This is a genomic window from Bacillus sp. FJAT-45350 (assembly GCF_002335805.1).
Taxonomy (GTDB): Bacteria; Bacillota; Bacilli; order Bacillales; family NISU01; genus FJAT-45350.
Window position 1 is genome coordinate 843,212 of sequence record NZ_NISU01000001.1, and the last position, 26,949, is coordinate 870,160.

Sequence of the window (26,949 nt, forward strand, 5' to 3'; positions counted from 1 at the left end):
ATGCTTTTTTAGTTTCGTATAAGTTCTAATTCATAAACCCCTTATGTTTTCAGAAAAGTTTTATTTAAGTAAATATGTAGAAAAATAGTAGGCAAAGCTATATGCTGAGTAGGTGTTTTTTATTTTAGAACAATGGGTTTATTATCTAGATGTTTTAGTAAATTAAATATGAGGTGTAGTGGTTTTGTTCATCCACAAGGTTTTTCTATAGAAATGAGGATATGTATGATTCAAAACAAATCAGTTTTTCGTTTAATGGCATATTTATTTTTTGCGTATTCAACGATGACGATTATTATTAGCTATATGCCGGTGTATTTTCAGTATCAAGGTTTAACGGGTACAGAGGTAGGAATGTTACTTGCCATCGGTCCCTTTGCTTCCATATTTTCGCAACCGTTTTGGGGATTTATGAGTGATAAGTGGAAGTCAATTAAACGAGTGCTAGTGATAACGTTAATTGGAGTTATCATTAGTTCATTTATTTTCTTTCAAATGTCAAATTTCATTGGATTAATGGTTATGATGTTTGTATTATTTCTATTTATGGCACCAGTAACAGCTTTAGGAGATAGTCTTTCACAAAAGACAGCTATTGAGCACAAAGTAAACTTTGGTCGTATTAGAATGTGGGGTTCTCTAGGGTTTGCTATTACTTCACTTCTGACTGGTTATGTTTTGGCGGTTATTGGAATTGGAAATTTAGTGTTTCCTTTTTTATTTATGGCGATAATTTCATTAGTAATTGCCCTACAATTACATGATGTCAATAAAACGAATAAACCTGTAACGTTGTTAAATGCGGTGAAGATCGGATTAAATCCACGTTTGTTTATTTTCTTGGGTATTATTATCCTCGTTTCAATTACTCACCGAGCAAATGATAGTTACTTAGGAATTTATGTAACTGAATTAGGTGGGAAGGAGTCATTAATTGGCTGGGCATGGTTTATAGGAGTTACGTCGGAGGCACTTATTTTTGCTACAACAGCTCTTTGGTTCCGTAGATTTCATCCATTAACGTTTATTATTATCGCAGGGCTGCTTTATAGTCTTCGTTGGTTTTTGATGGGTATGGCAGTAGGCCCAGCATCAATAATATTCTTTCAGCTCCTACATGGTGTTACGTTTGGTGTGTTTTATGTAGGTGCGTTCCAAGTAGTCACAAAGCTAGTTCCAGAAGAATTACAAGCGACAGGGCATGTTCTTTTTATTACAACTTTCTTCGGGATTTCAGGAATCATTGGCTCATTGTTCGGGGGATATATGATTGAAACGGTTAGTACTGCTGCACTTTATCATTCTTTAGGATACTTTGCGTTAGCAGGAAGTATAGGATTGATAATTTATAAATATGTAATTGAAGTAAAACTAAAGCCAGAAATGCGTTATTCAAAATAAAGCTTAAATATTAATGAAAAATACAACTTTCTGTTTTACAATTCTTGCTTTTTTAAGAACGTAAATAAGTAGGATAAATTTTAACATGAACATCACCTCAGTAAACCTTATGCTGAAGAAAAAAATAAAGCACAAACCGATGAGATTTTCGTTGGCTTGTGCTTTTTTATAACGTTATATTACGAAAATGCTTGTATACCTAATATATAATGAACGAATAGAAAAACAACAATCATCATCATTAATCCGACGATAAAACCATTTAGAGCTTCTTTAACTGTATGGTCAGTTTCTTGCTTTTTCATCCTATGCTCCTCCTTCATTTGGATTTCTTTAAATTAAGGAGCTTGGATTAATGTACTACCAAATTTAATTGTCATAAGAAAGCTATTGATTTTTAATGTTGAAATAAAAGAGTCAAAAAATTCGTCCTGTAAAGCTACCACTGGAGCAATAGTAGTCATTTGTACGAATGAATTTTTTACAACTTTATCTGAATTTGCAAAAGAAAGAACGATTGAATCAAAGCTAATACCATTTATGTTGAAATAAGAAGTATCATCACTGTAAGAGTCATAAGACGCACTTGGGTAAGCTGTAAGTAGTAATAAACAAAAAAGTAATAAAATATTTTTCATCGAGGTTTCGTCCTTAGAAAGAATGATTTAATTTATTATAGCTGATTTATCAACGAATACAATATATTCTAAAAAAAGAAAATCAGCGGGAATGGCTTACTTCCCGCTAAAATCAACTATCGATGTAAATTCAATAACTCACTTAATGTTAATTGGTCAACTATTTCAAAGCCATTCCCTTGCCCGAAAGGTCTTATAACTACAGTGCCCATGTTTGGAAGGGGACCTAGTCCAACTCCTTCTGGGAAACTATGAGCAATAATTATATTGTTACTTCCTGGCGCAGGTTGTGTTTCAAATATAGTGGTAAGATTGTTTAAGATTCTATTAAATTCAGATTGGCTAAGGGCGCCGCTTAGATTATAAGTATCGACCCATAAAGGATCAATCAAGGTATTCGCTTCACCAAAAGCCAAATAGGCAGTTTCTATATTTCTACAAAAAGGACTTGTAATTACGGGGGGCATAATAGGAATGTTTAAGCTTCGTATTGCATTTCCATAGGTTACAGCTTGCATTCTTCCATTATTAGAAAGATTTCTCTGTGTGTAACAATCTTGATAGTTAAGATTCGGTTGGTCCGCTCCAATTGTAGCTTCAGCATGTCTAGCATATAAAATAAATCCACCTTCTTGAAGTGAGCTAAGTAATGAATCATTAAGTGGCTGTGGTGTTTGTCTATAATTGTTGGAAACATCATAATGATAATAAGACAAAATAAACTCTCCTTTCAATTGTAAATTCTAGGCATCTACATATTGATAACGTATGTAAGCAGATTTAAAATGTTTCTTACTAGATTTAGGAATTGGTGGGAGTTATTTTGTTATAATTATTTAGAAAGATATAAGGATGGAGTGTTTGTTTCCTGGTTGATAAGTTTGAAGTTTCATCGCAATTGAAGGTAACAATATAACACGTGAGGTGATGAATTTGAGATTACTAATACTTCTTGTCATAATACTGGTCGTTGGTCTAATAACTGGATGTTATAGTTCGAATGAAGATAGGGCAATCATTCTAAATAGCGAGGTTCTAACAACTGAAAAAACATTACCAAGTAACTTTTATGAAATAGCTGATCAAGGTGTTTTTGTTACAAAAGTTACTAATCAAAAGGAATTTATTAAGCAGAGCGATATGTTTGGAGTAACAGTGGTCCCTTCTGAAATCAATTGGAACAATCAAGTTGTCTTCTTTGTAGGAATGATTGAGTCTGGTACGTGTCCATTAGAACTAGATGCCATTGGAATAAATTCAGATAAGACTGAAATGATTATTCACCTTAAAGTAGAATCAGAAGATAAACCGTGTACGGATGATGCAACGCCGAGAACTAAGGTAATAGCAGTAGATGCAGAAGAAGTATCAGATGTTACGGTTATAAAAATTGATAACCTATTTGGTATTAGTCCTCTAGTGGAGCTTGCTAAATGAAAAAAGATTAAGAGAGCAGAGTGTGAAATGCTCTCTTAATCTTTTTAATTTCTAATTAGCTTTGAAATATCATTTTTAATTTCTAATGAGTCTACTGATGGTTCATATCTTCTTAAAACTTGTCCATCTTCGCTAATCAAAAATTTAGTGAAGTTCCACTTAATAGTATCTCCAAATTATGAATTGTCATAAAAGTACCTCTTATTTATAATTATTATTATTTTACATTAAGTATTATATATGTGATGAAGAGGGTTGTAAACTGAAATGCTTCATTTGACCAATAAAATATTTTTGTATAAGAATATTTAAGAATAAGTAAATTAACATTGAATTGAATCGATTGGTATATTATTGTAAAGAAGAATTCGAAATTACTAGGAGAGATAAATATGGAAGCACTACAGGATATTAAGCACACGATTGTATTGGAAGCACCAATACATAAAGTATGGAAGAAAGTATCAACATCGGATGGAATTGCTTCTTGGTTCATGGAGAATGACATCGAGGCGAAAGAAGGTCACGAGTTTCATTTACAATCACCCTTTGGACCATCTCCTTGCAAGGTAATTGAAGTTGATGAACCACAGAGACTCTCCTTTACGTGGGATACAGATGGTTGGGTAGTTTCATTTAGAATGAACGAGTTAGATGATAAAACAGAGTTTACCCTGATTCATAGTGGTTGGAAATCCGCTGACTCGGTTTCACAAAAAGCAAATGAACAAAATTCTGTTATTCGTGAACGAATGAATCATGGATGGACGGAGATTTTGAAGGCATTACATAAAGTTGTTGAAGGATAATAAGTAGACAAAAAAGAGGTTGGGACACAAGTCTTCAATAGAGAATGCAAGAGAATGCAATGGCTCCGTTCGCTACGCGCCTTGAAAGGAGAAATGCACTCCTATCAAGCCTCTTAAAAGATGTAGCGATTTCGCACATTGCATCAAGACTGGGACAAAAGGTCAAAAACGGACCTTTTGTCCCAGTCTCTTTTGTATGAAATTGATTTTCTTCATTTACTTATAAGTAGTTTAATGTATTTTTGAGAAAACTATATGAAACTTTCCTATTTTTAAGTAATAAGTTAACGCGTTTTATAAAGATTGTTCATAATGAACATGAGGCTAAAAAGAATACTGTGATAACTTTCTTATGGTATAATCATCTAGTTTAATTAGAGCTATGAGGAGGGAATTGAGTGAATCCGACTAAAGGTTGGCATGAAAAAATAAGACTATTTCTAACAATTATGATGCCAATTTTAATTACACAGCTAGGGTTATATGCTATGAATTTTTTTGATACGGTCATGTCTGGTCAAGCTGGAGCAGAAGACCTAGCAGGAGTAGCGATTGGCTCGAGCTTATGGGTCCCTATTTTTACAGGTTTAACAGGAGTTTTGCTAGCTCTTACTCCGATTATCTCTCATCGTATTGGAGCGAATCAAATAGAACAGGCACCTTTTGCAGTTATACAAGGCGTGTATTTATCAGTTGCGATTTCTGTTGTCGTTATGGTGATAGGCGGTTTTTTACTTGATCCAGTGTTGAGTCTAATGACGTTAGAGCCTGAAGTAAGTCGAATTGCTAGAGAATATTTAATTGGACTTGGGATTGGTTTACTACCGCTATTTATGTACACAGCTCTTCGTTGTTTCATCGATTCATTAGGTGAAACTCGAGTAACAATGTTTATTACGTTATTGGCTTTACCAGTCAATATCTTTTTTAATTATGTCCTTATCTTTGGCGCTTTCGGGTTTCCTCGTTTAGGAGGGGTTGGAGCTGGTTATGCTTCTGCGATTACATATTGGTTTATCTTTTTTGTAACGGTCTTTATCTTAGTGAAAATTAATCGATTTGCATCATACAGAGTTTTTCATAAATTTTATCGCGTTTCGTTGTCGATGTGGAAGGAGATATTAGTATTAGGCTTGCCAATCGGGTTTACGATTTTCTTTGAAACAAGTATTTTCGCTGCTGTGACATTATTAATTAGTCAGTTTGATACAGAAACAATTGCAGCTCATCAAGCAGCGATAAATTTTGCGTCATTTTTATATATGATTCCTATGAGCATTGCTTTCACGTTAACGATTGCGGTTGGTTATGAAGTAGGAGCTAAACGTCTACAGGATGCTAAGCAGTATAGCTATTTAGGAATATGGATTGCCTTAGCTATGGGAGTATTTGCTGGAATCATCATATATGTATTGAGAGCACCGGTTTCATATCTATATACGAATGATACAATGGTTGCTTTATTAATTCAGCATTTCCTTATATATTCAGTCTTTTTTCAGCTTTCGGATGCCCTAGCTACTCCAATACAAGGTGTACTTAGAGGTTATAAGGATGTAAATATCCCGTTTGTAATAGCCTTTGTTTCATTTTGGATTATAGGGTTACCAACTGGATTTATATTAGCGAATTATACAGCGATAGGTCCATTCGGCTACTGGATTGGTTTAATTACAGCCTTAGCAACATGTGCTGGCGTACTATTATGGAGAATGTTTATGATTCAGAAAAGGGTGGCAGTAGATATAGCAAAAGCACAATAGCTACCTTATGATTAGACATTTTTGCCAATTATTCAGTAAACTCTATGTGGGAGCAAAAGCTTATGAAAAAGCGGGTGGATTAGTATGTTACTTGAACAGAAGAAAAAGCATGTTAAGGACCATATACTTGAGTTGTTGAATAATCAATCGCTAACACTTTCAGACTTAGAACAAAGGTTACTGACGATAAAAAAACAAATTGATGTTACTGGAGATATAGAAAGAATTGAAAAATTTCATGTTTTACTAGAAAAGCTGAAAAATAACGAGTTTATAATAGCATTTTGTGGCCATTTTTCTGCGGGGAAATCGACGTTAATTAATCAATTGTTAGGGGAGGAAATATTACCTTCTCATCCGATACCTACAAGTGCCAATGTAGTAAAAATGAAGCATGGTACTCCAGAAGTTGTCATTAAGCTTAAGGACGAACAATCAATTCGTTTAGATTTTCCGTTAGACATTAGCCAACTACAAGAATATTGTAAGGACGGAGAACAGGTTGATACTATTGAAATCAGTCACAATTCTTCTATCCTGCCAAGAGGGATAACGTTCATTGATACACCTGGAATTGATTCCACAGATGACGCTCATCAACTAGCTACTGAATCTAGCTTATTAATGGCGGATTATGTAGTTTATATGATGGATTACCACCATGTCGAATCAGAGGTGAATATTCATTTTATTAAGCAATTAAATAAACAAATGAAGCAATGTTTATTAATCGTTAATCAGATAGATAAGCATATAGATGCTGAACTGAGCTTTGAAACCTATGTAAAGAAAATTCGTTCAGCTTTATATGAGCAAAAGCTAGTTTATGATGTGGTTTATTTTACGTCTGCAATAGATGAAACGTATAAATATAATCAATTATCGAAACTGCAGGAGAAACTTAGTGAGCTAATTCACCATACCGATAATTATTTAATTAGTTCCGTTTTAAAAGAAGCCTATATGCTAGCTCTAGACCATCTAGACTGGGTAAAAAAACAAAAAGACAAAGAAATAGCAGAGTTTTCAAGTATTTTAGCTCCGAATACACTAAAGGACAAAGATGATATCGAAAACTTACTGAAGGTTGTTAAAGAGAAATTAACGCATGCAGACGATATTGTTGAAGCGTTTGAAGAGGAATTTAGTCATTCACTTGAAAGAATACTTGAGCAAGGAAATATCATGCCTTATCATACGCGAAATGCGGCAAGAGACTATTTAGAGGCAAACCAAATTGGTTATAAAATTGGTACCTTTTTTTCTAGGAAGAAAACGAAAGCAGAACAAAATAAGCGCTTTAATAAGTTTTATATGGAGCTAAGAGATAATGCAATTACTTATTTTGATATCCATATTAAAGATCTTCTTTTAAAGCATTGTACTAAATATGAGCTTCATGATGAAAGCTTACTTTGTTCAATCCAGCTATTTGAAGGAGATGTTAGTGAGAGCGTCATTACCGGTTCTTTAAATAAAGGAGCTCTGTTTACACATGACTATGTTTTAAACTATTGTCAAAGAGTGATGGAGGCTACGAGGGCTCATTATCGCCAAAAGACATTTCAATTATTTGATGAAGCTATTGACCTAATGAGTAAACAAGCGGGTACGCATAAGAAAAGCCTTATCCGCCAACGCGACGATTTAGAAAGGAAGAAGCACGCGTTAACGGAACTACTAAAGATAGAAGATGAATCAATCAAACTTCTTGAAGAATTTGAAACTGTTTTGTTATCGAACTGGGGGTTTTCTAAAGAAGGTAAAAAGGAAAGCGAACAGCAAAATATCTTTAATCAAGGAACTAAGCCTACTGAGAAAAAAAAGCGGTTTGCTGTTAATCTAGATGAGTTTTCTAAGGACGAAGAGGTGTCAGAAGTTGATGTTAGAGGAATTCAGCGAGCGAATCAACAATTAGCTGATCATCTAAAGAGGCTTTCTGAGGACTTAAAAGCCTATCCTGGTTTGAAAATCGCAAGTAAAGAATTGAATGACAGAGGAGAAAGACTGGAGAAAAACCAATTCACGTTAGCTTTATTCGGAGCTTTTAGTGCGGGGAAATCTTCATTTGCGAATGCATTAGCAGGAGAGAAATTGTTGCCTGTATCACCAAATCCAACAACAGCAACAATTAATTATCTCATACCACCGACTGAAGAATATCCACATGGGACTGTATACTTAACTTATAAAACGAAAGAGCAGCTAGTTAGTGATGTTAACAACGTACTCTACACTACTGATTTTAAGATTACTTCATTAGATGAATTATTTGTTCTCATGAAAAAATGGGAGGAAGTAAAAAACAACAAGGAAAATGAACAAGAGGACGATAAAAATAAAAAGAAAGAAAAAGATGAGGCTAATGAGCTACTTGAATACTTTTACCTTTTTAATGAAAATGAATTAGCCTATCTTTATGCGGTTCGAGATGGTTATCACGGTGTTGAAGAGAATGTGGGCAAAAGACGTAGAAGTAGTCTAGAGGAATTTTATCAAATTACTGACGATGAGAAGCTTGCTTCATTTATTGAATCAGTAGAAATCTATTATTCCTGTGAGTTAACGAGAAATGGCATTATTTTAGTTGATACCCCAGGTGCAGATTCGATTCACCGTAGACATACTGAATTAGCGTTTGACTTTGTAAAAAAAGCAGATGCGATTCTTTTTGTTAGCTATTATAATCATTCTTTTTCAAGGGCTGATAAAGAATTCTTAATTCAACTAGGTCGAGTAAAGGATTTCTTTGAAAAGGATAAAATGTTCTTTTTACTAAATGCTGCTGATTTGGCGAAGGACAAGGAGGAACTACAACGAGTTATCGACCATTTAGAGTCTGAGTTACTCCGTTGTAACATTCGACAGCCTCAAATTTATCCAGTTTCAAGTATGCTTTCTCTAACTGCTAAATTAGTTCAAAAAGGGATGGATACAAAAGAAGAACGAGAATTACTTGAACGCTTCGTACCTATCGAATATGTTGATACAGGTTTAAAGTATACAGGGCTTCATGCGTTTCAAGAGCATCTATATAAGATGTCATTAGAGAACTTCTCCAAACTTTCGAGTGTAGGAGCGACTCAAGAGCTTCATTCAATAAAGTCAACTATTCTTGATTGGATTCAGTCATCAAAGAAAGACCAATTAGAAAAGGAAGTAAGATTGAAACAAGTATCATTACTAAAAGATAAGGCGAATGATATAGTAACTGAATTTGGTTTAAAGATTGAAGAAAAATTGTTAGTACAAGAGATTGATGAGCTATTGTATTACGTTAAACAACGCATTTTTTATCGATATTTCGATGAGTTTAAAACCATTTTTCAGCCAACAAGATTTCAAGAAAGAGAATTTTCTCAAGCATTAACTCTTTGTATGAAAGAAACAAGCCAATTTCTCTCTTATGATATGATACAAGAATTTAGAGCGACAGTTTTTAGAGTCGAATTATTTATTACTAAATTAATTAAAGTCAAATATAGTAGAATTAGCAAAGAGATAATGAAAGCAGAGCAATCTTTATTATTGAACCAGATACATGATGTATCTCTTGAAACTTACAACATACCAGAAGTAAATTTATCAGTTATAGGGGAAGTGAAAAAGAAACTTCTTGATAAGTATAATGATAAGATTTTATTTTTTACAGAAAAGCAAAACCTACAATTACGAGATGAATTAGAAGAGTATTTTCGACCGTTAGTTTCACAATATGTAACTGAAAATAGGGATAGGATCCAACAGTTTTATCTTCAGCTATTAATTGAAGAAAACTCTCACATTGAAGAAATTATATTGGATAGGGTGAAAGAATTCATTGAAGGTGAAACAAGTATTTTAACGAAGGAAGTAGACGTTGATAAATGGAATTCCTCACTCCAACGTATCAATAAAGTCATGAAACTTCTTGCAAATAATTAATGAAAAAAGGGTGAGTTAAGTGAACGTAGTAGTAACTGACGAAGCATACGAAACTTTGGTAACTAAGACTACAGAAGGACAAGGAATTCGAATCATCGCTAGAGATACGTATGAATGAAGTACGATGGTAGAATACCTTTTGGCTCTGGATGAGCCAGCTAAAGAAGATACAATTATTTATGAAAGAGAAATCATGTTTTTAGCCAATGAAAAGACAATATCAGAGGTTGGAGACTATATTAAAATCAGTAAAAACGTGACTGGTCTCGTACTTATCAATAGCAATCAAACATTAGCATATGGAGTAAGAGTGAAAGGTGCCAATACAAAAGAGTAGTCTTTTGTTTGGCACCTATTCCTTATAGTTATAATAGCGAAAGTTTTTAAGATCTTGGTGTTGTGAAAAAGGAGCTCACCTGCTTGACAAGTGGTGATACTTGATTGACTGTCTTTACCATTTGGTCGACAGTTTTAAACGTTTTGTCAAAATCAAACTTTCCATCTTGGGACATAAAGGCAGCCATGAACGGGTTTGGTGGATATGGCATTGGTGACATTGGCTGCATCGGTGGACTATTAGGTGGCTGCGGTGGTTGAGCAGATTGTTGAGTCTGACCCTGTGGTTGCTGTGACTGTACTGGTCTTGGCCTTGGATTTGGGTTTTGTCCCTGAGCCTGATTATTCTGCCCCTGATTTGCTTGAGGCTGTGAGGGTGGCTGAGGCGGTGGTGGTGTAGGTGGCATGTGTGTGTAATAAGGATTACTGTGATGCATTGGTCCAGCCTGGAAAGGGTACGGTTGATGGTTCATCATCGGGTAATCATATGGGTTATTGGCATAGTGAGGTGGCTGATAGTATCGTGGATGAATATTCATATTTTCTCCTCCAATCAAAACATGTTCAAGTATTTTTTCAAGATTGTGCGTCTAGTACTAGTCAGTAGGTTGTGCAAATTAAGCTACCCTTGAATTCCACAACCTACTATAAAAATTACTCAATTTCGATTGTTTTACGTTTGTTTGGGAAGCGAACTTGTAATAGCCCATTGTGATATGAGGCTTTTACGTCTTTTTCTGTTACTGGAAACGGCACAGGTACGATTTGTTCTCTTGAGTGTGATGTTTGTTGGTAGCTTCTGTAATTTTCTTTTTCGTTGTGTTCTTCAATGATCTCATTATTTAGCACAGCAATACGGACATGATTTTGATAAATATCTAGTTTAATTTGCTCCTTATTTACTCCAGGTAACTCAGCCTCAATAATATATTCATGATTTGCTTCATAGGCTCTTACAGGAAAACTTGGCGTAAATAATCCGTTATTATGGAAGTTCTTAAATGTTTGACTAAAGAAATCATCAATAGAACGTAGTAATTCACTGTATGAATTTGTTAGTTTGTTAGGTAATTGATTATTGTTTTTCTCTTTCATATGCCATTCCTCCTCAATTAATTTTTTCTATGTAATCAATATATGAAAGACCACACTTTTTCGTTAGGTGTTTTATCATATTTAACTAAAAAATTTTTGATATGTGTATAAAAAGGGCACTCACAGTACATCAAGGATTGGATTGTTCATATCTAAACTGAAAAAATAGTATAATGAATACTATCTGGCTAGGAGGGGTTTATTTGAAAATTATAGATACTCATTGTGATGCGTTATTAAAGTTATGGGAAAGTAATGGAGGCTTAAACTTTACAAACTCTAATGAAATCGATACAAATTATGAGCGTTTAAATAAAGGGAAAGTGACAGTACAATGTTTTGCTATCTTTGTCGACCCTGCCATCAAATTCGAACAAAAGTTTCAAGTAGTATTAGAGCAAATCGATTATTTTCACCGTTCGGTTTTAGCAAAACACCCAGAAATGAAGCATATTAAAAAGTGGAAAGAAATTTTTTCGTTAAAAGAAGGGGAAATCGGCGCGATATTAACCTTAGAAGGTGTAGACGCGATTGGGGATGACCTTGTTAAGCTTCGAATATTATTTGAGTTGGGTGTTATGTCTGTTGGGTTAACATGGAATTTCGCAAACCTTTGTGCAGATGGTGTAGGTGAGACTAGAGGTGCAGGTCTTACGAATTTAGGAAAACAATTGGTGAAGTTAAATAACGAATATAAAGTGTTAACGGATGTAAGTCATCTTAATGAACCAGGTTTTTGGGATGTTATGGAGCTTGCTGATTATCCGATTGCGACTCATTCAAACGCAAAAAGTCTATGTTCGCATCAAAGAAATTTAAATGATGTACAAGTGAAAGCACTCGTTGCGAAAAAGGGGTTAATTGGAATTGTCTTTCATCCTGTTTTTCTAAATGATAATGGACAAGGTACGATGACTGATATTATCAAGCATATTGATTATCTTTGTGGATTAGGAGCTAAAGAGCATATTTGTTTTGGCTCTGATTTCGATGGAATATCAGTGTATGTCCCTGAGCTTGAGCATGCTGGCAAATACCAAAATCTTATTAATGAACTATTAAAGCATTTTAAAGAGGATGATATAAAAGGATTTGCTTATCAGAACTTTTTACAATTTGTTCCTAAGTAAATTATAGTAAGAAAATGTGAGGCTAAACTATTTTCTTTTGGGCACTTTTTTAGGTATAATTGCGGAGATACGGAGGTGAGAAAAGGATGCAAATTACAAACGAAGCAAAAACATTTATTGAAACAGTAATGAAAGAACATGATACAGATACGATCCGTGTTGTTTTAGCAGGTATGGGCTGAGGAGGCCCAAAACTTGGACTGGCTCTGGATGAGGCAGCAGATACTGATAAAATCGAAACAATTAACGGAATTAAGGTCGCAATTGAGGAATCAATTGTCTCTCATGTTGCGGACATTACACTTGATTATCAAGAGGGTCCAAATGGTGGAGGCTTAGCGATTCTTGGTACGAACGATTGTTGTTAATATAAATTGTTCAAGTGCCAGTAGTTATATTACCTATAACTACTGGCACTATTTGTCTATCAGAAAGCATAAGCTGAAGGTAATTTCTTAGAATTATTTACCTTTGAGGGATATTTTCAATACTATCATCATAATTATGAAATGCTAGCAAGTAAGAAGCTAGACTGTGTTGATAGTGAGGTTATCCGTAATATGAATACCAAACAAATTGAATTTTATCAAGTAAGTGGAAGGAAAATCATTATTCATGACATTCCTATTGTATCTGATGAAGATGAACACTTTAAGCTTACTTGGAACATTGAGAAGCTAATTGATGAAATCGAACAGTCAATAACCCCCAAAGATACTTATTCATATCAAGAAGCAATTACTAGATGGAACACTATTAAAAAGTAACCAATGATAAATAAAGACAATATCCTAGTTCGGCAGTATCTTCAAAAATAGGTAGAAGATGCTGCTGTTTTTAATTATACTGAAAAGTAGTAATGAATGATGAGTTATGAGTTATGAGTTATGAGTTACGAGTTGAAAAGCAAAGAGCTTAATTGAATGATGAATTACGAGTTATGAGTTACGAGTTGAAAAACAAAACAAAAAGCATATTGCAAAACAATGTTTCTATTAATCATTTAAATTTGCAATTCGCAATTCGCAGTTTCCAATTTAAATTCATAACTCATAACTTATAATTCCAAAAATAACCAGGTGGTGTACAAGTGGGGACGTTTTCTGTAGTAATTGGGGGAATTGGTTTATTTTTGTTAGGAATGACATTAATGACCGATGGATTGAAGGCTCTCGCAGGTGATGCGTTAAAAAGATTATTGAGTAAATTTACTGGTGGAACGTTCTCGGCAATTTTTTCTGGAGCTTCGATAACTGCATTAATTCAATCATCGAGTGCAACTACCTTTATGACGATTGGGTTTGTTAGTGCAGGGTTGCTCACATTCACTCAATCTATTGGGGTCATTTTAGGAGCAAATCTAGGGAGTACAAGTACAGGTTGGATTGTTTCGATGATAGGCTTTAAGGTTAATATGGGTGTCATTGCTCTTCCACTTATCGGGATAGGTGTATTTTTAAAGTTATTTTCAAAGGGGAAATTTGCTCCACATGGAATGGCACTTGCCGGTTTCGGTTTACTATTTTTAGGGATTGATGTATTGCAACAGGGGATGGCTGATGTTGGTGATATGTTCAATCTCGCGGCGATTTCAGGAGATTCGTTTTTAAATAAAATCATATTAATTTTTATTGGGATTGCTATGACCGTCGTAATGCAATCTTCTAGTGCAGCAGTTGTTACGACATTAACAGCTCTTTATACAGGAGCAATTACATTTGACCAAGCGGCAGTTCTAGTAATTGGACAAAATGTCGGGACAACAGTAAAAGCGGCGATTGCTTCTATAGGAAGCTCAGTACCTGCTAAGCGAACAGCAGTAGCTCATATATTATTTAATTTGCTTACTGGTTTAGTAGCATTTATTGCACTACCGTTACTCGTGATGTTAGTGTTCCGTATCAGTGATTGGATGAGTATTACGGATTTATCTGTGTCTTTAGCGATTTTCCATACTGTCTTCAATGTGATCGGTATTTTATTGATTGTCCCTTTTATTGGCTTATTCTCAAAAATGGTCATGAAGATAATACCAGATAAAGGAGATTCATTAACTAAGCATTTGGACCCGAGTGTTGCTACTGTTACACCAGTCGCTATTGAAGCATCTCGTCGAACATTGAAAAAGGTAACGAATGTTGTTGTGTCAGCGATGATAGATTTACTAAAAGAAAAAAAGATGACAGCTACAGTTCAAAAGAAATTAGATTCTGCTGAAGCGGCTTTAGTAGAAACTAGACAATTCCTAAGTACAATCACTACTGATTTTGCATCTAGCACATCAAGACAGGATTATAAAAACCACGTTGCGGCAATCCATGCTATCGATCACCTAGATAGACTAATTAAGGCAACAAAAGAAACGGATTTCCTTGTTTCATTAGAGACGGACGAGAATTTAACGGGAATTAGTTCGAGAATGAAAGTGGTTTTAGCAGATGTAACGATGAAGCTGAAGGACATAGATATTGAAGAGCTTGTGCAAATTGTGGAAGAAAACTCAGCATCAATAGCTGAAGCTAGAAAGAAAGACCGTAAGAGATTATTGAAAAAGCCGGCAAAGAATCAAGTCGATGTTGATACAGCGATACAAAAAGTTCATACATTACATTGGATTGACCGTTTAGCTTATCATTTGTGGCGAGCAATCTTTCACTTACAACCATATGATGAAAAGGCAGAGTCAGATGTAGAAACAATTATACAAGACGAGACTAATCAAGAAAAAGCTAAGCAAACTGATTCATATTAATGAGAGGTTCAGGCGGTAAGAGTCATATGTCGTTTGACTTGGTCCGCACAGACCCTTCTTACAGATGCACAAAAAAATAAGAATTTGAGATTTTTACATTTTTTTTGATTTTCTAGTTATAGCCAGAGAAGTTTGTCCGTTCAAGACTGGTGTGACAACATTCAGTAAAAGAATTAATTTACGATGATTTTATAGAATTGGCTCTAAAACGAAGCGGAATTGCCTATGGAGCATGATCGAACCTCTAATCTATGTTAGTATAGACCCTAGCATATTTGAAAGGGGTTTTTCTTTTGTTTAAAAAAGTAATAATGACAATAACAGCTTCTGCTTTAGTAGTAGGCCTAGCAGCATGTGGTGGGGATGAGCAAGGTTCTGAGGCTACTGAAGGAACAGAGCTTGAAACTGAGGAAGTTGTAGAGGTTAGTGGAGAAGCAAATACAGACGCATTACCTGAGGTTATTGCGACTGTAAATGGTGAAGAGATTATGAAAACTAATTTCGAACAGCAACTAGAAGCGACAAAAATGCAGTATCAGATGCAAGGGTATGATTTTGAAGAAGCTGAAGACGGTGCTGAAATGCTAGGGATGATTCAACAACAAGTAGTAGATAACCTAATTACACAAACAGTATTACTACAAATGGTTAATGATAAAGGCTTTGAAGCAGAAGAGTCCGAAGTAGATGCTGAGCTAGAGCAAATTATGGCACAAGCTCAAATTGGGACGAAAGAAGAGTTAGAAATGGCACTTGAGCAAGACCAATTAACATTAGCAGAATTCCGTGAGCAATTAGCAGCACAAGTAAAGGTTGATAAATACTTTGCTACAATCTCGAGCGAAATTACTGTAACAGAAGAAGAAATTGAAGAAAATTATAATGCGATGAAAGAAATGTACGAAGGTGAAGAAGAAGTTCCAGAATTTGATGAATTACGTGCACAAATAGAAGATTCGTTAATTAACGAAAGAGCAAACCAAGAAATCTCACAGCTTCTTGAAGAAATTAAAGCTGAAAGTGATATCGAAATTTTAATTTAAGCTAACATGAGGTAGTGCTAAAGATATAGCCTACCTCTTTTTTTAGGTATAAAGTGATAATTTTATACTTTAAATGGTTATATAAGTAATATAATGGATAAAGGATGAAATAAAAAGTATCATAAAGAAGATTTTAGTTGTAGGTAGTGGACTAAATCATTAAACTAATAGGTAACAAGTAGTATCTATACAGATTGCATTTAATTTACATATAAATAGAAATGTAATTAGGATTAGTAATTTGAAAGGTAGTTACACTATTAGTTACTTGATGAATGGGGGAGCAACGATGTACGAAGATGATAAGTCAAAAATTCTACTAGAGAGTGGAACAAATGAATTAGAAATAGTCATGTTTAAAGTAGGGAGTGGCACGTTTGGTATTAATGTATTAAAGGTGAGGGAGATTATAAATCCATTGCCAATAACGGAAACTCCAAATGGACATCCTCATGTAGAAGGTGTAATCCGCTTAAGACAGGAAGTTATTCCAGTCGTTGATTTAGCGAAAGTGTTAAACTTTCCTCCATCAGAAATTCAAGGTCAAGATAAATTTATTATTTCGGAGTTAAATAAAATAAAAGTTGCTTTCCATGTTCATAGTGTTTCGAGAATTCACCGCATTTCATGGGAACAAATTGAAAAGCCTAGTGAATTATCTTCTGGTGAGCAAGCTCAAACGATCGGTATTGTTAAAATGGAAGACGAAATGTCTCTATTATTAGACTTCGAAAAAATTGTTGTTGATATTAGTCCTGAGTCTGGAGTGAATGTTGAGAGTCTTAAAGTATTAGGACCACGCGAACGTTCGACAAAGAATATTATTGCGGCTGAGGATTCTGCTATTTTAAGAAAACTGTTAAATGACACACTTACTGAAGCAGGTTTTGATAATGTGCGTTTCTTTGAGAATGGAAAAGAAGCATGGGATTATTTAGATACTATCGGCAATGATAGTAGCAAAGAAGCAACAAAAGAAGTAAATTTAATTATTACAGACTTAGAAATGCCAAAGATGGATGGACATCATTTAACTAGAAAAATTAAAGACCACCCGAAATTAACAAATATTCCAGTTGTCATTTTCTCTTCATTAATTACTGATGATTTATACCATAAAGGTGAGCGAGTTGGAGCTAGTGCACAAATAAGTAAGCCAGAAATTGTACAACTTGTCCAAGTAATAGATGATTTAGCTCTATAAGACAGTAAAGAAGGGTACCATTGCGATGGTATGCTTCTTTTTTTTAGAATAGACGAACTACAATAAATGTACAATGTACCACAATATATCTCAATGCATAGACTTCAGTATCACTAGGCATTGGAGGAGATTGTTATGGCAAAAAAAGTAGTTCGTGCACCTATCGTAGAAAACAGAAACCGTTTTAATATGAAACATGTAACGTCTGACACTTGTAGTAAGTGTTCAACACAGTGCAGTAGAGGAATTGCTTACATTGAAAAAATGAGTAAACCCGGTGCTGTCGGTTATGGTGTCCCATGTATACTGACAAAAGGGAAGGCATATAAATAATATAAGAGAATTACAAAAGGGGCTCAGAAGCCCTTTTGTAATTTATGAACATTTCCTTTGAGGAGGAAACGAGATGAAACGAGATCATCTAATTAAGCCTTTTCTCAATGAGGATTACCCTGTCATTGATTATGGCAATGGTGTTTTCCTATATGATAAAGAAGGAAAAGAATATTTGGACGGTTCGTCAGGTGCTGTAACTGCAAATATTGGTCACAATGTAACAGAGATTAGAGATGTCATGCACGAACAGGCAAAAAAGATTTCCTTTGTATATCGTTCTCAGTTTACGAGTGAGCCAGCAGAGGAATTAGCAAAAAAGATAAGTGAACTAACACCTAGTAATCAATTGAATTGGTCTTTTTTTGTCAATAGTGGTTCTGAAGCTACTGAAACCGCGATAAAAATTGCAGTTCAATATTGGCAAGAAAAAGGCAAACCTCAGAAATACAAAGTGTTATCTCGATGGATGAGTTATCATGGTATTACACTTGGGGCATTATCTATTTCAGGACATCTAGCACGAAGAGAACGCTTCAACCCATTACTTGACCCACTTCCGATTTTATCCCCACCTTATTGTTATCGTTGTTCATACGATAAAACATTTCCAGACTGCCAATTATTTTGTGCGAATCAATTAGAAACAGCTATTTTAGAACATGGACCAAATACGGTCGCTGCTTTTATTGCCGAGCCTATTATAGGTGCTGCAGGAGCTGCTATCGTACCACCTGAAGGCTATTATGAAAAAATTAAAGAGATCTGTGATCGCTATAGCATCTTATTTATTGCTGATGAGGTAATGACAGGATTTGGTCGAACTGGTCAAATGTTTGGAATTGAACATTGGGATGTATCACCAGATATGCTAGTCGTCGGTAAAGGGCTCAGTGGAGGGTATACACCGATTGCAGCGACGATTGTCAGTGACGCTCTTATAGAACCAATCAAACAAGGATCAGGTCTTATTATGAGTGGACATACATTTAGCGCAAATCCACAATCCTGTGCGACAGCTTTAGCTGTAATTGACTATCTACAAAAGCATCAAATCGTTCAAGGAGTTTTAGGTAAAGGTAACTATTTGCTAGGAAAGTTAAAAGAGGTAGAAAAGCGTTTTTCATTTATATGTGATACTCGTGGAAAAGGACTTTTACTAGGTATTGAGTTTGAAACTGAGAAGCATGATCCGTCCTTTACTAAAAAAATGATAGAAAAAACAATGGTAGAAGGTTTACTCGTTTATCCAGCAAGTGCTGGTAAACTTGGTCTTAATGGTCATGCAATCATTATTGCTCCTCCACTTACGATTACATTAGAAGAAATTGATGAACTGGTCAATCGTTTTACAAATGCATGTTTGAAGCTAGAAGGAGAGATTACTAGTTAGAGGTTAACATATTTCTATATAATGAAAACTTTTAAAAAAGGGGATGAGGGAATGATATCCAAACTTGTCTCTATTGATAAAGCTTTAGATGCTATTTATGATGGATGTTCGTTGATGTACGGTGGATTTGGTGGTATAGGGAATCCACCTACTTTAATAAAGGGAATTCTAGAACGAAATATTTCTAATTTAACGTTAATTGGTAATGATGCTGGGTTTCCTGATATTGGGATAGGGCCAGTTATTGTGGAGAAAAGAGGGAAAAAGCTTATTACATCCCATATTGGATCTAATCCTATTGCAGGAAAGTTAATGAATGCCGGAGAGCTTGAAGTAGAATTTTCTCCTCAAGGTACATTAGTCGAAAGAATTCGTGCGGGAGGAATTGGCCTTGGTGGCGTGTTTGTTGATATTGGAGAAGGAACAATCGTTGAAAAGGATAAAGAGAAAATTGAGCTGAACGGTAAAACATACTTTGTTGAACCTGCGTTAACTGCGAATGTCTCGATTGTATATGCAAAAAAAGCAGATCCATTTGGAAATCTTGTTTACGATAAAAGTGCTCGAAATACAAATCCAATAGTTGCTATGGCTGGTGATATTACAATTGCTGAAGTAGATGAGTTTGTAGAGTTAGGGGAATTAAATCCAGAGGAAATTGTAACGCCAGGTATTTTCGTAGATATGATCGTCATCTCTAAAGGGGTGAACTGGAAATGGGTATGGGAGAAAATGTGAGAGAGCGAATAGCGAAACGAGCGGCAGAGGAGCTTGAAGATGGAATGGTTGTCAATCTAGGAATAGGCATTCCTACATTAGTCGCTGAATGCGTTGGTAAAAAGAATATCTTTTTCCATGCTGAAAACGGGATATTAGGTACGAGTGTAAGACCGAACAAAGGGGAGGAAGACCCTAATCTTTGTAATGCTGGAGGTTATCCAATCAGTCTAGTAAAGGGAGCTTCCTATTTTGATAGTGGGATTGCCTTTGGGATGATTCGCCGCGGTTATTTAGATATGACAATTTTAGGAGGGTTAGAAGTTAGTGTAAGTGGTGATTTGGCGAATTGGATTGTACCAAATAAACGAGTACCTGGTATGGGTGGAGCGATGGAGCTTGCCTCCAAATCAAAAAAAGTTGTTGTTCTAATGAACCACTTAAATCGAGACGGAAACTCTAAAATTGTTGAAGCTTGTACATTCCCATTAACTGCAAAGAAATGTGTCGATCTCATTATCACAGACATGGGTGTATTTAAAGTGACAGAAAAAGGTCTTCGATTATGTGAAGTGATGGCGCCGTATACAGTTGAAGAAGTGATTAAGTTAACAAATGCCCCACTTCATTTAGCAGACGAAGTGAGGACGATTCAATAAGAATTAATAAATTGAAAGTGGATGAAAGATTACTCGATGAAGGCAATAGCTCCGCGCACTACACGTTAAAACAACAAGAAAACCACTTGTTATTAAACTCATATTACAGTAGCGGCTCCGGACATTGCTTCTAAGAATGACCGACGGTGTCGGTTTTCTTATCGAATGAGGGAGAGGCGATTGGAATGAACAATTACCAAAACCAAATTCATAATTGGATAATGAAGAATCGAGATCAAGGAACTAAGTTACTACAGCAATTAGTTCAAGTAGATAGTACGCAAGGGAATGAGTGGCAGGCACAACAAATTGTCGTTGAAAAACTTAATGAATTAGGTTTAGTCATTGATATTTGGGACCCAAATTGGGAGGAGCTAAAAGCACATAATTATTTTTATTCTCCACGTAAACAATTTCATGGAAGCCCTAATGTTGTCGCAATTCTACAAGGGAAAGACGAAGGTCGCTCAATCATATTAAATGGCCATATTGATGTCGTACCCGAGGGAGATGTAAGTCAATGGGACGATAACCCCTTTAGTGGAACGATTAAAGATGGAAAGCTATACGGGCGTGGGGCTACTGATATGAAAGGTGGTAATGTTTCACTATTAGTAGCTATCTCCGCATTAAAAGAACTGAAAATTCCTTTGAAAGGTGATGTTATTTTTCAAAGTGTGATCGAAGAGGAAAGTGGTGGTTCTGGGACGTTAGCTGCCATTTTAAAAGGCTATAAAGCAGATGCGGCTCTAATCCCTGAACCGACAAACATGAAGATCTTCCCTCGTCAACAAGGATCGATGTGGTTTAAGCTCGGGATTAAAGGGAAAGGTGCACACGGTGGAACACGGTATGAAGGTGTAAGTGCAATTGAAAAGAGCATGGCAGTGATTGAACACGTTAGGGAACTTGAAATTAAAAGAAACGCACGAATAAAGGACCCTTTATTCGACAATTGCCCAATACCGATTCCAATAAATATTGGCAAAATAGAAGGTGGGAAGTGGCCTTCTTCTGTTGCAGATTTTGTAACGTTAGAAGGAAGAATTGGGGTTGCTCCTGATGAAGATATGGAGAATGCGAAACAAGAGTTAGCAGAATGGCTACAATCATTAGAAAAGAAAGACCAATGGTTTAAAGAAAATCCTGTTGAGCTTGAATGGTTCGGTGCACGGTGGGTTCCTGGGATGGTAGATGAGGATCACCCGCTCGTAAAAATAGTAGAGAATCAACATAAAAATGTTGTAAAAAAAGATGCGATTATTGAAGCCTCACCATGGGGAACAGATGGTGGGATGCTTGAAAAGGTAGGCAAGGTTCCAACGATTATTTACGGTCCAGGCGTTACTGAAGTAGCGCATCATACGAATGAATACATTGAACTTGATAAAATTTTTGAAGTAGCTGAAGTAATTGCTTTGACGTTAATTGATTGGTGTGGCGTCCTAGATGATGATGAGGAGGGGTAATGGATGCACACGTTGTGCGCTTGCTATGAGAAAATCACTCATAGCGCTTTTAAAAAGAGGCAACGGCTTCGCACATTACTGAAAGTCCGCTAAAAAAGTGAAAATCATACTTTTCAGCGACCTCAATGATGAGGAGGAGAGACATGAGTAGAAGGAAGTGGATCAACCTAAAAACATCAATCCCAGGTCCAGTCGCACAAACCCTTATTAAAAAAAGAGAAACTCATATCCCAAAAGGCCCTTTTAACACGTCGAAAACTTTTATTAAGGATGGAAAAGGAGCAATTATTACTGATGTAGATGGTAACCGGCTGATAGACTTTGCTGGTGCCATCGGTTCATTAAATGTCGGTCACTGTCCTCCAGAGTTAGTCGCCAAGGTCAAAGAGCAAATGGATCAGTATATTCATCCATGCTTTCATGTGATGATGTATGAACCATATATACAGCTTGCAGAAAAATTAAATGCTCTAACGCCAGGAGAGTTTGCAAAGAAGACTTTCTTTTTAAATAGTGGTGCTGAGGCGGTTGAAAATGCAATAAAGATAGCACGAAAGTATACAAAAAGGAGAGCGGTTTTATCATTTGAACGTGGATTTCACGGCAGGACCTATATGGCGATGTCATTAACGAGCAAAGTTAAGCCATACAAGGATGGGTTTGGTCCATTTGTTCCTGATACGTATAAGCTACCATATCCTTATTATTACCGTTCTCAAAAGGGAATGAGTCAGTATGATGTCGATATTTCATTATTAAATAGAATAGAAGATTTCTTTTTAAATGAAGTACCAGCTGATGATGTTGCAGCAATCATTATCGAGCCCGTACAAGGGGAAGGGGGCTTTTTAACACCGTCTGATTTTTTTATACAGCAGATAAAAGTGATCTGTGAAAAGCACAAAATTTTATTTATAGCTGATGAAATTCAAACAGGGTTTGCTCGAACTGGAAAATTATTTGCTATTGAGCATTCTGGTGTTTTTCCAGATTTAATAACAATGTCAAAATCACTAGGAGCTGGAATTCCTATTAGCGCAGTAACGGGTAGGGCAGATGTGATGGATGCATGTGAAAGCGGGGAAATAGGTGGGACCTATGGTGGAAGTCCACTTGGATGTGTAGCAGCATTACAAGTGATTGAAATAATAGAAAAACAGAATCTAGAAAAACGAGCAAAGGAAATAAGCACTATTTTTCAAAAACATTTTAAACAATTACAAAAGAATGTAAAACAAATTGGAGATGTACGCTCGATAGGTGCAATGTGTGCCATAGAATTGGTCAAGGACGAAAAAACGAAAGAACCTGATAAACTCTTAACTGGAAGAATCATTCAAGAGACTAATAGTAGGGGAGTTGTCATATTAGGAGCTGGGCTGTATGGGAATGTGATTCGACTATTATGTCCACTTGTGATAACAGATGAGCAACTAAAAGAAGGACTTGAAGTATTGTCTGAAGTGATAATAGAAGAAACTTCGAGGTAAGCGAAACTTGTTAGGGAGTTGATGCCCTCTGAAAAATATAATTCAGTACGATATGAATAATAATCGTATTGTAGCTTTTATAACGAAAATGGAAGCTAAGACAATTCGACAGCTTGAAAAGAAACAACAAAAGCATAAGACAACGAAAACAATTGTCTATTTTAAAGGAGAGAAATGTAAGCCTTTTATTGACAATGGATTTAAAAAAGAAGGTCAGATTTCGGGTTACTATAATGGTGTAAAAGCATCGATGTTAGCGAAGTATTATGATAACAATAGAAGTATCACACATTCAGATGAATCGAACCTTCAAACAGTATTAGAAAAGAAAATAAGTAAATCCCCAATTGATATTCCAAAAGAGTACACGATCGAATCACTTAAACTAGATGACGTAAGTAGTTTAGTAAGTCTGTATAAAAAAGTATTTGAACGTTATCCCTCAAATATATTTGATGAGAGTTATCTTCAGGAATCAATAAATGATGATTACTTTTTTATCGTTGCGAAATATGAAGGGGAAATTGTCAGTGCAGCTTCAGCATTAATCAATCCATTCAAAAGTGCGGAAATAACAGATTGTGCAACAGATCCTACACATCGAGGAAAACAACTTTTAACAGCAATCATTAATGAGCTAGAAAAAACGCTACGTCAGAAGGGAATCTATCATTCTTATTCTCTCACGAGGGCATTATCAATTGGTATGAACATGACTATTAAACGAATGGGTTACACGTATGAAGGAACGTTAATTAATAACTGTGAAATTAGTACAGGGTATGAAGATATGAATATCTGGACGAAACATCATAAATAAGAGATGTCAATTAGGAGGGTGTCCTAAAAGGTCGTTTGTGGCCTTTTAGGACACCCTCGACCAATGTGCGAAGTGACGATTGTTCTTCATTGAGCTTTCTACGAGTTGTCTCGACGGATATTCATCTCAATACTTCTTGTAGAGTCTTATTAGAATAAATTAATGTAATGGATACAATTATCTTTTAACTACCGTTAACTAATGGCATACTTATAAAGATAAAATAATTGTAGAATTATAGAGGAAAGCAAGTTATCTAGGGGGGACCCCTTTATGTTAAAAATTAGCCAATGTGAAAATAACACAAATGATATTATAGATAAATTCAAGAATATAGTAAAAGAGTTCGCTACGAATGAGGTATCTATTAAATCTCAACTACAAGGGAATATAGAAGCTCTCGAGAACCAAATAAGAGAGTTAATCAATAATTATCAACACTTACAAATTGCGATTGACCATTCAATTATTATTGCTACAACAGATTTACAAGGTAGAATCACGTTTGTTAATGATAAGTTTTGTGAAATATCGAAGTTTTCAAGAGAAGAATTAATTGGAAAAAATCATCGCATTTTAAATTCAGGATACCATGAGCCAGGCTTTTTTGATGAAATGTGGAGAACGATCGTGAATGGGGAGATTTGGTCAGCTGAAGTAAAAAATAAAGCAAAAGATGGTAGCTATTACTGGGTAAAGTCGACAGTAATCCCATTCAATGACGTTGATGGTAAGCCATTTATGTTTTTTTCAATTAGAACAGATATTACAGAGGGCAAGCTACTAGAAAGTAAACTACGTAAAGCAGTTCAAAATGACTTCAAACGCACAGTTCGTTCGCTTCATAATTTAGTTTTTAAATTAAAGAAAGAGGAATCTGGTCGATATATTTATACGATGACGGAAGGAAAGCTGGCTGAGGAATTAGGTATCCAATCAGAAGTAACCTATAGGAAATCTCCAGATGAACTATTTCCACCTGAACTTGTAGAGAAGGTGGAAATCTATTATAAGCAGGCATTTCTTGGTGAGCCACAGACATATGAATTTGAATATGAGGCAAGAGACTTCATCACAATCCTATCTCCAATTATTGAGCATGGAAAAGTAGTAGAAGTTATTGGGTCTTCTAGTGAAATCACAACATTAAAGAAGTCTGAACAAATTGCTAGATTTTTAGCCTTTCACGATTCTTTAACAGGTTTACCGAATAAAGAAAGCTTGCTCAAAGACTTTGCAGAGTGGATTACAAATCATAAGCAATTCGTTATGATGATGGTTGATTTAAACAGATTTAAAGAAATAAATGACGGGTTAGGACATGCTGTCGGGGATAAGCTTCTAACGGAGGTAGCAAATAAATTAAAGAAAGAATTAAATGATGATGTATCAATCTACCGCTGGGGTGGGGATGAATTTATCATTCTAGCTCCCTATGATTGTGAAGACGATGTTACTAGCTATGTAGAAATTTTATTTACTATGTTTGAGCAAAAGTTTAAAGTTGATCATCATGAATTTTATATCACAATTAGTTTAGGTGCTTGTATTTACTCAGATATAAATCATACCGTTGAAACTTGTATTAAACATAGTGAAATTGCTATGTATGAAGCAAAGCAAAGTCAAACTGGTAATCGATATTTGCTCTTTTCTGAATCGATTCAAAAGAACATTGAGAATAAATTCTATCTAGGTACAGAACTTCGTAAAGCATTAGAGGTTAATGACCAAATCGTTGTTTATTATCAGCCAAAGGTATCTGGAGTAAATCAAAAAATTGAAGGCATGGAAGCGCTAGTTCGTTGGATTCATCCTGAAAAAGGAATGATTTCACCTGTGGATTTTATTCCACTAGCAGAGGATACAGGACTGATTCATAGGTTAGGAGAGTATGTTTTACGTCAAGCTTGTATCGATAATAAAAAGCTGTATGACAACCAAATTGAGTTAAAGGTAGCAGTGAATGTTTCATCGTTAGAATTCCAATTACCAGACTTTGTACGTGATGTCGAGACAGTATTACAAGAAACTGAATTACCAGCGTACTTACTAGAAATAGAACTTACTGAAAGCCAGTTAATGGTTGAACTCGAAAGAAGTATTTCAAAAATTAAAGAGTTACAAAAATTAGGTGTTACAGTTGCTCTCGATGACTTTGGTACTGGTTACTCATCATTAAGTTATTTAAAAAGGCTCAATATTAATAAGTTAAAAATAGACCAGTCCTTTATTCGTCACCTCGAAACAGATATTCAAGACCGTCAAATTACAACTTCGATCATTCACATGGCAAAAGCATTGAATCTAGAAGTTGTAGCAGAAGGGGTTGAGACTGAAAACATACTTAATTATTTACTAGAAAAAGGTATTGATGAAATCCAAGGCTATTATATCTCAAGACCAATTAACTTTGAGGACTTTACTGGATTTATATATAATGCATGTAAGAAAGTAAAAAACTAGGTGAAGAGGTTGGGACAAAAGCCGTTTTTGACCTTTTGTCCCAACCTCTTTTGTTTTAGGCTGTTTAAAG

At 35.3% G+C, this 26,949-nt stretch carries 25 protein-coding genes; 20 read left to right on the forward strand and 5 right to left on the reverse strand.

What is annotated here, in order from left to right:
• Positions 1–225: 225 nt before the first annotated feature.
• Positions 226–1,401, forward strand: coding sequence for an MFS transporter (locus tag CD003_RS04250; protein WP_257008166.1), 1,176 nt, complete (start codon positions 226–228; stop codon positions 1,399–1,401).
• Between the two features lie 179 nt (positions 1,402–1,580).
• Here CD003_RS04250 and CD003_RS22180 read toward each other — a convergent pair whose 3' ends face one another.
• From CD003_RS22180 to CD003_RS04260, 3 genes are all read right to left on the reverse strand, one after another.
• A complete protein-coding gene (locus CD003_RS22180; protein WP_257008167.1) occupies positions 1,581–1,706 on the reverse strand; it encodes a hypothetical protein in 126 nt (41 codons plus the stop codon).
• A 33-nt stretch (positions 1,707–1,739) separates the two neighbouring features.
• Positions 1,740–2,039, reverse strand: coding sequence for a hypothetical protein (locus CD003_RS04255; protein WP_096199642.1), 300 nt, complete (start codon positions 2,037–2,039; stop codon positions 1,740–1,742).
• Between the two features lie 116 nt (positions 2,040–2,155).
• On the reverse strand, positions 2,156–2,755 hold the full coding sequence (locus CD003_RS04260; protein WP_179295425.1) for a histidine phosphatase family protein: 600 nt from the start codon (positions 2,753–2,755) through the stop codon (positions 2,156–2,158).
• Between the two features lie 217 nt (positions 2,756–2,972).
• Between CD003_RS04260 and CD003_RS04265 the strand changes: the two genes are divergently transcribed.
• The 5 genes from CD003_RS04265 to CD003_RS04285 all read left to right on the forward strand — a co-directional run bounded on the left by CD003_RS04265 (position 2,973) and on the right by CD003_RS04285 (position 10,309).
• Positions 2,973–3,476: a hypothetical protein gene (locus tag CD003_RS04265; RefSeq protein ID WP_096199643.1), complete on the forward strand. Its 504-nt coding sequence runs from the start codon at positions 2,973–2,975 to the stop codon at positions 3,474–3,476.
• A 392-nt stretch (positions 3,477–3,868) separates the two neighbouring features.
• Positions 3,869–4,285, forward strand: a complete 417-nt coding sequence (locus CD003_RS04270; protein WP_096199644.1) for an SRPBCC family protein — start codon at positions 3,869–3,871, stop codon at positions 4,283–4,285.
• 398 nt (positions 4,286–4,683) lie between these two features.
• Entirely contained in the window at positions 4,684–6,048 is a 1,365-nt protein-coding gene (locus CD003_RS04275) for an MATE family efflux transporter (RefSeq protein ID WP_096199645.1), read from the forward strand.
• An 84-nt stretch (positions 6,049–6,132) separates the two neighbouring features.
• Complete coding sequence (locus CD003_RS04280; RefSeq protein WP_096199646.1) at positions 6,133–9,972, forward strand: dynamin family protein; 3,840 nt, start codon at positions 6,133–6,135, stop codon at positions 9,970–9,972.
• Positions 9,973–10,096: 124 nt separating this feature from the next.
• Positions 10,097–10,309, forward strand: a complete 213-nt coding sequence (locus CD003_RS04285; protein WP_096199647.1) for a hypothetical protein — start codon at positions 10,097–10,099, stop codon at positions 10,307–10,309.
• A gap of 46 nt (positions 10,310–10,355) precedes the next feature.
• On the opposite strand, the gene CD003_RS04290 is transcribed toward CD003_RS04285, so the two are convergent.
• Both CD003_RS04290 and CD003_RS04295 read right to left on the reverse strand, forming a co-directional pair.
• A complete protein-coding gene (locus CD003_RS04290) occupies positions 10,356–10,847 on the reverse strand; it encodes a YppG family protein (protein ID WP_096199648.1) in 492 nt (163 codons plus the stop codon).
• A 115-nt stretch (positions 10,848–10,962) separates the two neighbouring features.
• Positions 10,963–11,403, reverse strand: a complete 441-nt coding sequence (locus CD003_RS04295) for an Hsp20/alpha crystallin family protein (RefSeq protein ID WP_096199649.1) — start codon at positions 11,401–11,403, stop codon at positions 10,963–10,965.
• Between the two features lie 203 nt (positions 11,404–11,606).
• Here CD003_RS04295 and CD003_RS04300 point away from each other — a divergent pair, with 203 nt between their 5' ends.
• From CD003_RS04300 to CD003_RS04360, 14 genes are all read left to right on the forward strand, one after another.
• Positions 11,607–12,533, forward strand: coding sequence for a dipeptidase (locus CD003_RS04300; protein WP_096199650.1), 927 nt, complete (start codon positions 11,607–11,609; stop codon positions 12,531–12,533).
• 86 nt (positions 12,534–12,619) lie between these two features.
• Positions 12,620–12,901, forward strand: a complete 282-nt coding sequence (locus CD003_RS22815; RefSeq protein WP_441296610.1) for a HesB-like (seleno)protein — start codon at positions 12,620–12,622, stop codon at positions 12,899–12,901.
• A gap of 192 nt (positions 12,902–13,093) precedes the next feature.
• Positions 13,094–13,300 (forward strand): DUF2535 family protein, encoded by a 207-nt coding sequence (locus CD003_RS04305; protein WP_179295426.1) that lies wholly within the window; start codon positions 13,094–13,096, stop codon positions 13,298–13,300.
• Between the two features lie 323 nt (positions 13,301–13,623).
• Positions 13,624–15,285 (forward strand): Na/Pi cotransporter family protein, encoded by a 1,662-nt coding sequence (locus tag CD003_RS04310; protein WP_096199652.1) that lies wholly within the window; start codon positions 13,624–13,626, stop codon positions 15,283–15,285.
• 293 nt (positions 15,286–15,578) lie between these two features.
• A complete protein-coding gene (locus CD003_RS04315) occupies positions 15,579–16,328 on the forward strand; it encodes a SurA N-terminal domain-containing protein (protein ID WP_096199653.1) in 750 nt (249 codons plus the stop codon).
• 289 nt (positions 16,329–16,617) lie between these two features.
• Positions 16,618–17,532 carry a chemotaxis protein gene (locus CD003_RS04320; RefSeq protein ID WP_096199654.1) on the forward strand — a complete coding sequence of 305 codons (915 nt, stop codon included), beginning with the start codon at positions 16,618–16,620 and terminating at the stop codon, positions 17,530–17,532.
• Between the two features lie 135 nt (positions 17,533–17,667).
• Entirely contained in the window at positions 17,668–17,865 is a 198-nt protein-coding gene (locus CD003_RS04325; protein WP_096199655.1) for a hypothetical protein, read from the forward strand.
• 73 nt (positions 17,866–17,938) lie between these two features.
• Positions 17,939–19,258 (forward strand): aspartate aminotransferase family protein, encoded by a 1,320-nt coding sequence (locus CD003_RS04330; protein ID WP_096199656.1) that lies wholly within the window; start codon positions 17,939–17,941, stop codon positions 19,256–19,258.
• 51 nt (positions 19,259–19,309) lie between these two features.
• A complete protein-coding gene (locus tag CD003_RS04335) occupies positions 19,310–19,996 on the forward strand; it encodes a CoA transferase subunit A (protein WP_096202243.1) in 687 nt (228 codons plus the stop codon).
• Entirely contained in the window at positions 19,975–20,634 is a 660-nt protein-coding gene (locus tag CD003_RS04340) for a 3-oxoacid CoA-transferase subunit B (protein WP_096199657.1), read from the forward strand. Before CD003_RS04335 ends, CD003_RS04340 begins: the two co-directional genes overlap by 22 nt.
• A gap of 185 nt (positions 20,635–20,819) precedes the next feature.
• Entirely contained in the window at positions 20,820–22,103 is a 1,284-nt protein-coding gene (locus tag CD003_RS04345; protein WP_096199658.1) for a peptidase, read from the forward strand.
• A gap of 143 nt (positions 22,104–22,246) precedes the next feature.
• Positions 22,247–23,593 (forward strand): 4-aminobutyrate--2-oxoglutarate transaminase, encoded by a 1,347-nt coding sequence (gene gabT / locus CD003_RS04350; protein ID WP_096199659.1) that lies wholly within the window; start codon positions 22,247–22,249, stop codon positions 23,591–23,593.
• 40 nt (positions 23,594–23,633) lie between these two features.
• Positions 23,634–24,413: a putative beta-lysine N-acetyltransferase gene (gene ablB / locus CD003_RS04355; RefSeq protein ID WP_257008346.1), complete on the forward strand. Its 780-nt coding sequence runs from the start codon at positions 23,634–23,636 to the stop codon at positions 24,411–24,413.
• Between the two features lie 273 nt (positions 24,414–24,686).
• Positions 24,687–26,879 (forward strand): sensor domain-containing protein, encoded by a 2,193-nt coding sequence (locus tag CD003_RS04360; protein ID WP_096199661.1) that lies wholly within the window; start codon positions 24,687–24,689, stop codon positions 26,877–26,879.
• Positions 26,880–26,949 lie beyond the last annotated feature (70 nt).